General features: G+C 44.8%; 12 protein-coding genes. All 12 read left to right on the forward strand.

The window, feature by feature from the left end; all coding sequences use genetic code 11:
• Window positions 1–16: 16 nt before the first annotated feature.
• Entirely contained in the window at window positions 17–451 is a 435-nt protein-coding gene (gene ndk, locus AB4133_RS12860; protein ID WP_016797173.1) for a nucleoside-diphosphate kinase, read from the forward strand.
• A gap of 441 nt (window positions 452–892) precedes the next feature.
• Window positions 893–2,035: a bifunctional tRNA (adenosine(37)-C2)-methyltransferase TrmG/ribosomal RNA large subunit methyltransferase RlmN gene (locus tag AB4133_RS12865; RefSeq protein ID WP_019822113.1), complete on the forward strand. Its 1,143-nt coding sequence runs from the start codon at window positions 893–895 to the stop codon at window positions 2,033–2,035.
• Between the two features lie 440 nt (window positions 2,036–2,475).
• Window positions 2,476–3,432, forward strand: a complete 957-nt coding sequence (gene rodZ, locus AB4133_RS12870) for a cytoskeleton protein RodZ (protein WP_372104882.1) — start codon at window positions 2,476–2,478, stop codon at window positions 3,430–3,432.
• 7 nt (window positions 3,433–3,439) lie between these two features.
• Window positions 3,440–4,561 (forward strand): flavodoxin-dependent (E)-4-hydroxy-3-methylbut-2-enyl-diphosphate synthase, encoded by a 1,122-nt coding sequence (gene ispG, locus AB4133_RS12875; protein WP_009848294.1) that lies wholly within the window; start codon window positions 3,440–3,442, stop codon window positions 4,559–4,561.
• 70 nt (window positions 4,562–4,631) lie between these two features.
• Window positions 4,632–5,900 (forward strand): histidine--tRNA ligase, encoded by a 1,269-nt coding sequence (hisS, locus tag AB4133_RS12880; RefSeq protein WP_017062514.1) that lies wholly within the window; start codon window positions 4,632–4,634, stop codon window positions 5,898–5,900.
• Window positions 5,901–5,979: 79 nt separating this feature from the next.
• A complete protein-coding gene (locus AB4133_RS12885) occupies window positions 5,980–6,594 on the forward strand; it encodes a YfgM family protein (protein WP_017062513.1) in 615 nt (204 codons plus the stop codon).
• A 10-nt stretch (window positions 6,595–6,604) separates the two neighbouring features.
• Window positions 6,605–7,765, forward strand: coding sequence for an outer membrane protein assembly factor BamB (gene bamB / locus AB4133_RS12890; RefSeq protein WP_017062512.1), 1,161 nt, complete (start codon window positions 6,605–6,607; stop codon window positions 7,763–7,765).
• 158 nt (window positions 7,766–7,923) lie between these two features.
• Window positions 7,924–9,405, forward strand: a complete 1,482-nt coding sequence (gene der, locus AB4133_RS12895; protein WP_017062511.1) for a ribosome biogenesis GTPase Der — start codon at window positions 7,924–7,926, stop codon at window positions 9,403–9,405.
• A 131-nt stretch (window positions 9,406–9,536) separates the two neighbouring features.
• Window positions 9,537–10,439: a metal-dependent hydrolase gene (locus AB4133_RS12900; protein WP_017071840.1), complete on the forward strand. Its 903-nt coding sequence runs from the start codon at window positions 9,537–9,539 to the stop codon at window positions 10,437–10,439.
• A gap of 288 nt (window positions 10,440–10,727) precedes the next feature.
• Entirely contained in the window at window positions 10,728–11,717 is a 990-nt protein-coding gene (locus AB4133_RS12905) for a sensor domain-containing diguanylate cyclase (RefSeq protein WP_372224685.1), read from the forward strand.
• Window positions 11,718–11,753: 36 nt separating this feature from the next.
• A complete protein-coding gene (locus AB4133_RS12910; protein WP_017056199.1) occupies window positions 11,754–11,981 on the forward strand; it encodes a zinc ribbon domain-containing protein in 228 nt (75 codons plus the stop codon).
• Window positions 11,982–12,275: 294 nt separating this feature from the next.
• Window positions 12,276–13,562 carry an urea ABC transporter substrate-binding protein gene (urtA, locus tag AB4133_RS12915; RefSeq protein ID WP_372224686.1) on the forward strand — a complete coding sequence of 429 codons (1,287 nt, stop codon included), beginning with the start codon at window positions 12,276–12,278 and terminating at the stop codon, window positions 13,560–13,562.
• The last annotated feature ends 145 nt before the right edge of the window (window positions 13,563–13,707 follow it).

Here is a 13,707-nt window from a genome sequence, read left to right on the forward strand (position 1 = left end):
AAGTGAAGGAATCCCTATGGCTCTAGAAAGAACGTTCTCAATTGTTAAGCCGGATGCAGTTAAGCGTAACCTTGTTGGTGAAATCTACCACCGTATCGAAAAAGCAGGCCTAGAAATTATTGCTGCTAAAATGGTTCGTCTTACTGAAGAGCAAGCGAGTGGCTTCTACGCTGAACATGAAGGTAAAGAGTTCTTCCCAGCTCTTAAAGAGTTTATGACTTCTGGTCCTATCATGGTTCAAGTGCTTGAAGGCGAAAACGCTATCGCTCGTTACCGTGAGCTTATGGGTAAAACAAACCCAGAAGAAGCGGCATGCGGTACTATCCGTGCTGACTACGCAATCAGCATGCGTTACAACTCAGTTCACGGCAGCGACAGCCCTGAGTCTGCAGCTCGCGAAATCGAATTCTTCTTCCCAGAATCTGAAATTTGCCCACGCCCAGCTCAATAATCGGCACTGCAAATTATTCTAAAGGCTTCACCTCGGTGAGGCCTTTTTTGTAAGTGGATTTTACGCTCTCGATAATCAATTTAGTCGTCATTCTCGAAAGCGACGAAGGAGCGTAATCGGGAATCTGTTTTTGTTATTGGAGATTCCAGATACTTCGTTCCTCAGTTCTGGAATGACGGGGAACTTTGGAGCAACCATCTCGTGGTAAATATTATCGAGCAATTGGTGATTATTTACGTCATTCCCGAAAGCGACGAAGGAGTGTAATCGGGAATCTTTGTTTAAATTGGGTAATCTCAGGCCGATAAATACAATCGTTCAAATTTTAATCGCTTAAGTTTGAATGTCTTAATAAACACAGGGTTTTACAATGCTTGTTGAAGTTGCGTAAAGCCTGTACAATTCGCGCCCTTAATTATTGTTCCGTCATTGAGAGGCATCATGACCACAGCTAAAGTCAATCTACTCGATTTTGATCGTAAAGGTCTTCGTAAATTTTTCACAGAAGAACTGAATGAGAAAGCGTTTCGAGCAGAGCAAGTGATGAAGTGGATTTATCACTTCGGTGTCGATGACTTCGAACAAATGAATAACATCAACAAAAAGTTACGTGAGAAACTTCAACGTCGCTGTGAGATTGTTGCACCTGTTGTTTCTGAAGCTCAACACTCTTCAGATGGCACAATTAAATGGGCGATGAGCGTTGGCGACCAAGACGTTGAAACGGTATACATCCCAGATGGTGACCGTGCGACGCTATGTGTATCTTCACAGGTTGGTTGTGCACTTGAATGTAAGTTCTGTTCTACAGCTCAACAAGGCTTCAACCGTAACCTAAAAGTTTCAGAGATTGTTGGCCAAATCTGGCGTGCATCTCGCGAAATCGGCCTAGAAAAAGAAACCGGTCGTCGTCCAATTACTAACGTTGTAATGATGGGTATGGGCGAGCCTCTATTGAACATGAAGAACCTAATGCCATCATTAGAAATCATGCTTGATGATCTAGGTTTCGCACTGTCTAAGCGTCGTGTAACCGTATCAACTTCTGGTGTTGTTTCTGGCCTTGACCAAATGACAGACAACATCGATGTCGCATTGGCTATTTCTCTACATGCGCCAAACGATGCACTACGTAGCCAAATCATGCCGATCAACGACCGTTGGGATATCCAAGACTTCCTAGCATCTGTTCGTCGTTACATTGCATCTTCAAATGCTAACCGCGGTAAAGTAACGGTTGAGTACGTGTTATTGGATCATGTGAATGATGATATGGACCACGCACGTGAACTTGCTGAGCTAATGAAAGAGACGCCTTGTAAGATCAACTTGATTCCATTCAACCCTTACCCGGGGTCGCCTTATAAGAAGCCAAGCAACTCTCGTATTGATCGCTTCCAAAAAACGCTGATGGAATACAACTACACAGTAACCGTTCGTAAGACTCGTGGTGATGATATTGATGCCGCGTGTGGTCAGTTAGTCGGTGATGTGATTGATAGAACCAAACGTACCAAAATGATCAAAGCAGCCTCTGAAGCGAACTTGATTGCCGGTGGTGTGATTGAAGTAAAAGCGGTATAAAACGCGATTAGAACCTAAACAAGCCAGAAGTCTTACTTCTGGCTTGTTGCTTTTCTGGGGTGCAGTTTTTGATTTTTTGGACTTCTTGCCCACGCTTTCTTACATTTTTCGTCAAATTTTGGACAAAACCATGAGCTGACGGTAAATTTTGTTTAAAGTGTTTTTGCCTTGTAATGGCATTAGCTTATGATTAACTAATCTTAAATTAATTTAAGTGCTCGCTTGCTACTGATCATCAATATGTCTATTTAGGTTGGCTACTTGATAAACTAGCTTCCTGAGAAGGTCATCCATAACAAATGAATGATGTTCGCCTTTAAGGGTTGATGATTTAGATAGCAGGAAAAATTCCACATAACGTGGGTTGTTAGATTGAGCTTAAACGACAATAAGAAAACGCTCTCCTCAACCTGCGATAATACTTTAGAAGTTCACTCTCTATGAACACAGAACAAGATACACAAACGCAAGAAACCGTAGCTCCAGCTTTGGAAGCGGGAACGCTGCTTAAGAACAAACGAGAATCTCTTGGTTTAACGCAAAAGCAGATTTCTGATCGCTTGAAACTTCGCGTTACGCTGATCCAACAAATTGAAGAAAACCAATTCGAGTCAGATCAAGTGGCGACGTTTATGCGTGGCTATATTCGTTCATACGCGAAATACGTCAATCTTGACGAAAAAGTCGTATTGAGTGCGCTGCATCATGCCGGTGATGCTCAGCATCAAGAGCAAGAAATGTTGAGCTTTTCTCGTAAGACCAAAACCGAGAAGCACAACAGCCGTATTATGATCCTGACTTGGAGTATTTTTGCGGTCATTGCGGGTATCTCCTCACTTTGGTGGTGGCAGAACCAACAACAAGACACCCTATCTCAATCTTTAGCGAATACTGAAAGCTCAGAAGAGCTAGCGGTAGAAGAATCACTTGCCCCTGAATTCACCTCTTTAGAAGTGATTGAAGCTGAACAAAACGAAGCGGGTGCTTCTGTTGTTGAAGGTGCTGAAGGCCTTGCTGCGATAAGCGATGCGGAAGAAAGTTCAGATGCTGTTACTCCAGCTGACGAAACTTCTGCACAACAAACAACAGAGACTGAACCAACTGCTGAAGCTGCTGCGAATGCAGAAACGGTTGAAGCTAGCACGGCTCCTGAAGCTGTGGCTAACGAACTAGTGATGCAGTTCACCGCTGATTGCTGGATCCAAGTAAAAGATGCAACGGGTAAAACCTTGTCGACTGGCATCAAAAAAGCAGGTCAGTCGTTAAATCTATCAGGAACTGCGCCATATAAAGTGATTCTAGGTGCGCCAGAAGGCGTATCAATGACATTTGCAAGTGAACCTGTCGACCTTTCTGGGTATACTTCAGGCAAAGTAGCTAGAATAACCTTACCTTAGAGTTAATATGCAACACGAATCTCCTATTATTCGTCGCAAATCAACCCGTATTTATGTGGGTGATGTGCCGATCGGTGATGGTGCACCAATTGCTGTGCAATCCATGACCAACACAAGAACAACAGATGTAGCCGCGACCGTTGCTCAAATTAGAGCTCTGGAAAAAGTTGGCGCTGATATCGTTCGCGTATCTGTACCGACTATGGATGCAGCTGAAGCCTTTAAGCTAATCAAGCAGCAGGTCTCTGTTCCTTTGGTTGCTGATATTCACTTCGACTACCGTATCGCACTTAAAGTGGCGGAATACGGCGTTGACTGTCTGCGTATCAACCCAGGTAACATCGGTAACGAAAGCCGTATCCGCTCAGTTGTTGATTGTGCACGTGATATGAATATTCCGATTCGTATTGGTGTTAACGGCGGTTCTCTTGAGAAAGAGATCCAAGAGAAATACACAGAACCTACAGCAGAAGCGCTTGTTGAATCAGCAATGCGTCATGTAGATATCCTAGACCGTCTGAACTTTGATCAATTCAAAGTCAGCGTGAAGGCTTCTGATGTATTCCTTGCTGTCGGTTCTTACCGTTTGCTGGCTAAGCAGATTGATCAACCTCTCCACCTTGGTATTACCGAAGCGGGTGGTGCGCGTGCAGGCTCTGTGAAGTCAGCGGTAGGTTTAGGTATGCTTCTTTCTGAAGGTATCGGCGATACGCTGCGTATATCGCTAGCGGCTGATCCGGTTGAAGAGATCAAAGTTGGCTTTGATATTCTTAAATCTTTGCGCATTCGTTCGCGTGGCATCAACTTCATTGCGTGTCCGAGCTGTTCTCGTCAAGAGTTCGATGTTATTAACACCGTTAATGCCCTTGAAGAGCGCCTAGAAGACGTGATCACTCCAATGGACGTATCTATCATCGGTTGTGTGGTTAACGGCCCTGGTGAAGCTGAAGTGTCTCACTTAGGTTTAGCTGGTAGTGCACGTAAGAGTGCCTTCTACGAAGATGGTAAGCGTCAGAAAGAGCGCTTCGACAACGATGACCTTGTCGACAAACTTGAAGCTAAGATTCGTGCAAAAGCGTCAGTGCTTGATAAAGCAAATCGCATTGATGTAGAAAACTTAGAAGATTAATACAACGCGGTGGGGTGTGATTGTCTATTCGCACTAACACCTGGTCGTGAGAAATTACGGAATAAATACTGTGGCTAAAAATATTCAAGCAATTCGAGGCATGAACGACTGCCTTCCAACTCAATCACCACTGTGGCAGAAAGTAGAAAGCGCAGTTAAAAACGTGGTGAGTGCATACGGTTACAACGAAGTACGTATGCCTATCGTTGAAGAAACAAACCTATTTAGCCGTGCAGTTGGTGAAGAGACAGACGTTGTTTCTAAAGAGATGTACACCTTTGACGACCGCAATGGCGATAGCCTAACGCTGCGTCCAGAAGGCACAGCAGGTTGTGTTCGTTCATGTATTCAAAACAGCCTTATCAACCGTGATGAACAGCGCCTATGGTACATGGGCCCTATGTTCCGTCACGAGCGTCCTCAAAAAGGTCGTTACCGTCAATTCCACCAATGTGGTGTTGAAGTGTTTGGCCTAGACGGTCCAGACGTTGACGCAGAACTTATCATGATGACAGCACGTCTATGGCGTGAGCTAGGCATCGACAAGCACGTTCGCCTAGAGCTGAACTCAATCGGTTCTCAAGAAGATCGCGTTAGCTACCGCACTGCGTTAGTGGCTTTCCTTGAGCAACACATTGATGTGCTTGACGAAGACTGCAAACGTCGCATGCACACTAACCCTCTACGTGTACTTGATACTAAGAACCCTGATGTTCAAGCTATCTTAGGTGACGCACCTCGACTATCTGAATATCTAGGTGAAGAATCGAAGCAACATTTTGCTGGTTTGTGTGAACTTCTTGACGCTGTTGGTATCGAATACCAAGTTAATGAGCGTCTAGTACGTGGCCTAGATTACTACAACCGCACTGTATTTGAGTGGATCACAGACAGCCTTGGTGCTCAAGGTACAGTATGTGGCGGCGGTCGTTACGATGGTCTTGTTGAGCAACTAGGCGGCAAAGCAACCAATGCAGTTGGCTTCGCAATGGGTCTAGAGCGTCTGGTTCTGATGATGGAAACGCTAGAGCTAACAGAAGTTCGTCGTAGCGTTGATGTATACGTAGTTGCTGCTGGCGAAGGTACTATGATCGCGGGCATGCAGTTAGCGAATCAATTACGCGACACCGTTGAAGGCGTGCGTGTAATGAACCACTTCGGTGGTGGTAACTTCAAGAAGCAATTCAAACGTGCTGACAAAGTAGGTGCTGTTGTGGCGCTGGTACTTGGTGAGAACGAAGTTGCTGACAATACAGTTGTGCTAAAAGATCTGGTTGGCGGCGAGCAAGAAACCGTGTCTCAAACGGAAGTTGCAGAGAAAGTTGCTGCGCTAATCTAATTAGCCATTGAGCAAACGCTCATAATGAATACTAACGTCAGCACTATGCTGGCGTTTAAAGAATTAAAGAGGACAGGAAGTGGAACTTTACGATAGCGAAGAGCAACAAGTTGAAGCCATTAAAGATTGGTGGAAAGAGAACGGTAAAGCCGTAATCTTTGGTGCGGTTATTGGTTTAGGTGGTCTATTTGGCTGGCGCTATTACCAAGATTCAGTAGTTGAAGCGCGTGAAGCAGCTTCAGAAAGCTACACCTCTGTAATTTCAGCTCTTGATGTTAAGGGTGTTGATGCTCAATCTGATATTCAAGCTTTCATCGACGCAAACAAAGATGCTGAGTACTCAGTACTTGCTGCTATGCAACTAGCAAAAGTACAAGTACAAGCAGGCGATCTAGCGGCGGCACTTGAACAGCTCGAGTGGGCAAAATCGGCAACTAAGGACGCGGCACTTGCGCCACTACTTACTTACCGTGTTGCACGTATTAAAGCTGAGCAAGGTGAATTTGACGCAGCACTGACTGATCTTGCTGCTATGACAGACGAATCTTGGAAAGGCCGTGTTGCTGAACTGCGTGGTGATATCTCACTTCGTAAAGGCGACACAGACGCAGCATACAGTGCTTACACAGAAGCACAGCAAGCTGTTGACGCTAGCCAAACGCTTCAAATCAAACTTGACGACCTAGCTAAATAAGGCGCTTTGAATGAAGAAGATGTTTCCAAAAGCGGCGTTGTGTGCGATTGCTCTTGGCCTACTAGCTGGCTGTGCGGGTGAAGAAGACACCGTAATCATGGCTCCAGTCCCAACGGTAAACAGCGAGTTCACTCCTAGTCAGGAATGGTCTACGTCGGTTGGTGATGGTGTTGGTCACTACTTTTCAAAACTAACGCCAGAATTGGCTTACGACAAAGTGTTTGTTGCAAGCCGTGAAGGTATGGTTAAAGCGCTTGATCCTGATACAGGTAAAGCGCTGTGGAAAGTCGATCTTGAGAAAGACGTATTGGCTCGTTTATCGGGTGGCTTAACGGCGGCTTACGGTAAAGTTTTTGTTGGTTCTGAAAATGGCGAAGTGATCGCACTGGAAGAATCGACCGGTGAAGAGCTGTGGCGTGTATCAGTCAATGGCGAGGTGCTTGCATCCCCAGCAACTGATAGCAACATGGTCATTGTTCATACCAGTCGCGGTATGTTGATCGCGTTAGATCAAGCAAGCGGTGAACAAAAATGGACCATCAGTACGGAAGTACCAAGCCTAACACTGCGTGGCGATAGCTCGCCTGTTGCAGTTTCTGGTGGTGTATTCTGGGGTACAGCAAATGGTCGTCTAGCTGCGGCTATCGTTGATCGTGGTCAGCTTATTTGGCAACAGCCAGTAGGCACACCAAAAGGTGCAACGGAAATTGATCGTTTGGTTGATGTTGATGCATCTCCAATTGTTCTTGGTGGCACCCTGTATACCGTAGGTATCAATGGTCAGCTGATTGCTATCGACCTTCGTTCTGGTAAGCCAATTTGGAAACGTAACTACTCATCAGCGATTGATTTAGCAAGTGATGGTAGCCGTTTGTTCGTTGTTACCGACAAAGACCATGTGGTTGCGGTTGATGCGCGTAGTGGTACTGAACTGTGGAGCACTCCATTGTTAGAAAACCGCTTACTGACAGCACCTGCTATTATTAATGGTTATGTAGTCGTGGGTGATACTGAAGGTTATCTGCACTGGTTGGATCGTTCATCGGGTGAGTTTGTTGCTCAACAGCTTGTCGATGATAGCGGCTTTGCGGTTGCACCAATTGAACTGCCTGAAGGCTACTTAGTGACGACTCGCAATGGCGATGTAAAGAAACTAACGATTAGCCAATAAAAGCGTGATATAATTCACAGTCGGCTCCTGGTTGGTAACAGCCAGGAGCCGTTTTGTTGTTAAAAATTAATAAACCGTGTGGTTATAGGTAAGAGTTTAAACTTGCGAACAAGTGCTTACCTATAACTACATTTAGAGAAGAAATTGTAGAGGTTGTTATGGTACCTGTTGTTGCTCTAGTAGGGCGTCCGAACGTAGGTAAATCTACGTTATTTAACCGATTGACTCGAACTCGTGATGCATTGGTTGCGGATTTCCCTGGCTTAACGCGTGACCGTAAATACGGTCATGCTCATTTTAGCGAGCATGACTTTATTGTTATTGACACTGGCGGTATCGACGGTACTGAAGAAGGTGTTGAAACTAAAATGGCTGAACAGTCGCTAGCGGCGATTGATGAAGCTGATGTCGTTCTATTTATGGTAGATGGCCGTGCGGGTCTAACACCTTCAGACGTGGCGATTGCTAAGCACCTACGTCAACTAGAAAAGCCTTCAATGCTAGTAGTAAACAAGGTTGATGGTATCGACCCTGATGCTGCAAGTGCTGACTTCTGGCAACTAGGTGTAGAAGACATGTACCAAATCGCTGCGGCGCATGGTCGTGGTGTTACTGCACTTATTGACCTTGCTCTTAACCCATTCGCAGAAGCGCTAAAAGCTGAGAATGGCGAAGTAAGCGACTTAACTGAGTTTGAAGACGAAGAAGAAGAGCAGGTTGAATTTACAGAAGAAGAAGCTGAAGCAGAATTCAAGCGTCTTCAAGATCAACCGATCAAACTAGCGATCATTGGCCGTCCTAACGTAGGTAAATCAACGCTAACGAACCGTATTCTTGGTGAAGAGCGTGTGGTTGTTTACGATATGCCAGGTACGACTCGTGACTCTATCTACATCCCAATGCAGCGTGACGAGCGTGAATACGTTCTAATCGATACTGCGGGTGTTCGTCGTCGTAAAAACATCAACGAAACGGTAGAGAAGTTCTCAGTGGTTAAAACACTGAAAGCGATTGAAGATGCTAACGTTGTATTGCTGCTTATCGATGCTCGCGAAAACATCTCTGATCAAGATCTAAGCTTGCTAGGCTTTGCGTTGAACGCTGGTCGTTCAATTGTTATTGCCGTAAACAAGTGGGATGGCCTAGATAACGACGTTAAAGAACGCGTTAAGAAAGAGCTAGACCGTCGCTTAGGCTTCGTTGATTTCGCACGTATTCACTTTATCTCTGCACTTCACGGTACAGGTGTTGGTCACTTGTTTGAGTCTGTACAAGAAGCTTACAAATCAGCGACTACTCGTGTTGGTACTTCTGTGCTAACTCGTATCATGAAGATGGCGACTGATGATCACCAACCGCCTATGGTTCGTGGCCGTCGTGTGAAACTGAAATACGCGCACGCTGGTGGCTACAACCCACCGATTATCGTTATCCACGGCAACCAAGTTCGTAACTTGCCAGATTCATACAAACGATTCTTGATGAACTACTACCGTCGTTCACTAGAAATCATGGGTACACCTATTCGCATTCAATTCCAGAACAGCGAGAACCCATTTGAAGCTAAGACAAACAAGCTGACAATTTCTCAAGAACGTAAACGTAAGCGTATGATGAGCATGGTTAAAGGTCGTAAGTAAACCTTTCCAATAGATTTGATACCCGAGCCTGTCTCGGGTATTTTTTTAAGCAAAATTCACGTTAAGCCATAACAATATGTTTTTATCATCATGGCTTAACGAATCAGACTAGATTCCAAAAGAAGAACGATATGACTACTAGCGATTTGATTACACCAGCGTCAGCAATCACACCAACCATTATTCAATTTTGTCATCAGGCTTGGCAGCTCAATGCTAAAGCGCTATACGTTGAAAGCGACGACAGCAAAACTTACCTGATTGCCGACGTAACACCTTTCCACCCAGTGAGTCATATTTGGCCCGATCACCCTGCAGACCAAGGCTTTGTGAATGTTGGTGACGTGCAATTTCCCGTTGAAGACTGCCTTGTTGGTGCTATAGAACAATCTACTGGCAAGCTTCATATCGCAGCAGATATCCCTGTTAAGCGTGATACGGAAGGGTGGGCGTTTGTTGTTGTCCACCAGCTACCTACATCTGCTTCTATGATTAAGGTTAACGACGAAGTCGTGTTGTCGGTTGATAAAGAGTACCAAGCCAGTTTGAGCCGTGGTCACAGTGCTGGTCACATCGCTTTCCTAGCCTTGAATAAAGTATTGGCTGAAAGCTACTGGCGTAAAGATGCGGACAGAAAAGATCCGCTTGGCAGTTACGACTTCAATAGCTACGCACAAGTGACGAGCTTTGTGACTCCAGAGCTGTGTACCGATAAGTATCGATTAGGCAAAACCCTGAAGAAGCGTGGTTTGAACGTTGCAGATATGCTAGCAAGTCTTGATGACATCGAAGCTGATATCAACCAAATGATTGCGGGCTGGTTTGCAGAGCCGACGCCAGTTGCAATGCGACTGGAAGGCGAAGCATTAACAGACTCTCGCTATTGGGAATGGCAGTTGGATGCCGACACTTTAGTGTCTATTCCGTGTGGTGGTACTCACATTGAGAACACCTCAGAACTTAAGGCATTATCCGTTAAGTTAACCCAGTTAGATGACCAGCATATTGAAATGCTGACGCATGTAATTCGATGATCTAGACTACAGATCGAAATGGCTTGTGCTGTTTTTTTGTTTTTTCATGTAACTTTTAATATAAATGACTGTTTAAAATTGAAATGCAGCACATGTAACTTATGCTTTCGGTGTGTGGTGATATAAATATTCTTTTTGGGGTAGATCGCTGATCAAAATAGATAAAGCGAAAGATCAACCTATGATCTTCGATTGTGTGTCGTACTAATTTAGTGTGCTATTATTAACCAATAACAAGCTTGCATAAGAACAAGCTGTACCCGATTACACAATTGAAAGCCTTAGTGAATGGAACAACAATTTTTATTAGAAGGTCATCGAGCCGTCAATAGTTTGCTGCGGAAGCTTGCGCTTGGGATGGATCGCAAAGATTTAAATCACAAGATTATTCAGCTTACCGAGCAGCGCATGGCTTCAATTTTACTGCTCAACTCAGAGTCTAAAACGTTACACCTTGAGTATGCCCCAAACCTGCCTGATTTTTACAATCAACAGATTGAAGGGATAGGAATTGGTGCGGGGATAGGCTCTTGTGGCGAGGCAGCTGCGCTTAAGAAAGCAGTGATGGTCTCCAACATAAATGCACACCCAAACTGGGCACCTTTTCTGGTCTTAACCAATCAAGCGAATTTGCATGCCTGTTGGTCGGTCCCCATTATCTCGTCGCGCGGTAATGTGTTGGTTACCTTCGCTATTTATAGCCAGTACATCTCTGAACCACATGAATTTGAGCTCGAGATCTTAGAGCTACTGGCTTCCCTGTATTCGGTAGCACTAGAGAAGTTTGAGCTGGAGAACCAGCTAAACTTTTTCGCTAATCGAGATTCTTTAACCCATTGCTTGAATCGTCGCGCATTGTTTAATGAAGCGGAGAAAGTGTTGGCCAAGCGATGCTTTTCTGAAAAGGTGATGGCGTGTTTGTTTGTTGATGTCGATAAGTTCAAATCGATAAATGATACCTATGGCCACAGTTTCGGTGACGATGTGCTGTTGGCGGTTGCCGAAGTTCTTGATGAGGCAACCACAGCATGTGCCAAGATAGGCCGTTATGGTGGCGATGAGTTTGTGGTGTTCTCTTGCTTTGATGATCAAGAAAGCGTTGTTAGCTTCTACCACAGCTTAGAGAAAGCACTGCAACAAGCGCTTTATATCAATGATGTGCAGTTCTCAGTGAGTGTTGGGTTGTCTTGTGAGAAAGATCCTCAAGGATTAGACCAGTTGATCGCACAAGCTGATAAGAACATGTACCAAATCAAGCAAGCGAAGTCTCAGCGGTAGTAGATTGTAAAAATAGTAGTGAATTAGGAAATGCTAATGAGTGAAAATATCTGCCCTAAGTGCCAGTCTGAGCTAGCTTGGGATGGCAAGTATCATTGTGAAAGTTGTCAGGCTCACTTTACTAAAGTTGGGTTTTGCCCTGAGTGCAGCAGCCAACTTGAGAAGCTTCAAGCCTGTGGTGCGGCGAGCTATTTTTGCAACGGTGATTGCAACGAGTTGAAATCAAAGTCGAGAGTAAAATTCGAATTTCAACCTGCGGAATAGCCTTAAACTACATGGTTTGAACGACCATCGGTGATGTTATACCAGAGACTCAATACTAAAGTGTTGGGTCTTTTTTGTATCTGAAGAACAGGAATGTGTCATCTTGGTTCATTCCCACCGTCACTGCACCAGTATGAAACATAGTTACATGATTGCTATGCACTCTATTGGTGTGAGTTTCTTTTAAATTCTATTAATACAATTACTTATAAATAATTTCATTGGTTTATAAGTTTGGCACTCTTCTTGTAACTCTGTAATTGAATAACAAAAATACAATTATGGAGTAATATCATGAACAAGGTGTTCAATTTATCGCTAGCTGCACTGTGTACAACACTTTCATTTTCTTCTGCAACAGTGTTTGCTGCTGATGAGACCATCAAGGTCGGTGTTCTACACTCACTCTCTGGCACCATGGCGATCAGTGAGACAACGCTAAAAGATACCGTGCTAATGCTCATCGAAGAGCAGAACAAAAAGGGCGGTTTGCTTGGTAAGAAGCTAGAGCCTGTCGTGGTTGACCCTGCGTCAAACTGGCCGCTATTTGCTGAGAAAGCGCGTGAGCTTATCGAAAAAGAGAAAGTGGATGTGGTGTTCGGTGGTTGGACGTCGGTATCACGTAAATCCATGCTACCTGTCTTTGAAGAACTCAACAGCATCCTTTTCTACCCAGTACAGTATGAAGGTGAAGAGTCTTCTAAAAACGTTTTCTACACCGGTGCCGCGCCAAACCAACAAGCGATCCCAGCAGTGGATTACTTGATGGAAGAGCTTGAAGTCGAGCGCTGGGTACTTGCAGGTACCGATTACGTTTATCCACGTACAACCAATAAGATCTTAGAAGCCTACCTAAAAGATAAAGGTGTCGCAGAAGAAGACATCATGATCAACTACACGCCATTTGGTCACTCTGATTGGCAATCTATCGTTTCAGACATCAAAAAGTTCGGTGAAGCTGGCAAGAAAACCGCTGTGGTTTCTACTGTAAACGGCGATGCGAACGTACCTTTCTATAAAGAGCTAGGCGCTCAAGGCATTTCATCTGAAGACATCCCAGTTATTGCATTCTCTGTTGGTGAAGAAGAACTGTCAGGCATGGACACAGAACCATTGGTTGGTCATCTAGCGGCATGGAACTACTTCATGAGTGTTGATACTGAAGCTAATGAAGAGTTCGTTGAAACGTGGCAGTCGTTCATCAAGAGTGAAAAGCGTGTCACCAATGACCCAATGGAAGCGCACTATGTTGGCTTCAATATGTGGGCTCAAGCGGTCACTAATGCGGGCACAACCGATCCTGAATCTGTGCAAGATGCCTTGATTGGCGTGTCTGTACCTAACCTTTCGGGCGGCTACTCAACCATGCTGCCAAACCACCACATTACTAAACCAGTCCTGATCGGTGAAATCCAAGACGATGGTCAATTCGATATCGTTTGGGAAACCACTGGACTAGTGGCGGGTGATGCTTGGTCGAGTTACTTACCTGAATCGGCAAAACTGTTCTCTAGCTGGTCGAAGCCATTCTCATGTGGTGCGTTTAACGTCGAAACGAAGAAGTGTTCTGGCGGTTACTAGATCGTCAATTCAGGAATATTGAGCCTTCCGGTTTGGGAAGAACGCGTCTGTTTAACGGGCGAAGCGAACGGAAGGCTCATCGTTTCAGGTAACAACCACTATCCACACATCCTCCAAGTAAAAATAACAATATCTAACTTGGTTG

It is taken from the genome of Vibrio sp. 10N.286.52.F8 (genome assembly GCF_041468745.1).
Taxonomy (GTDB): Bacteria; Pseudomonadota; Gammaproteobacteria; order Enterobacterales; family Vibrionaceae; genus Vibrio; species Vibrio crassostreae_C.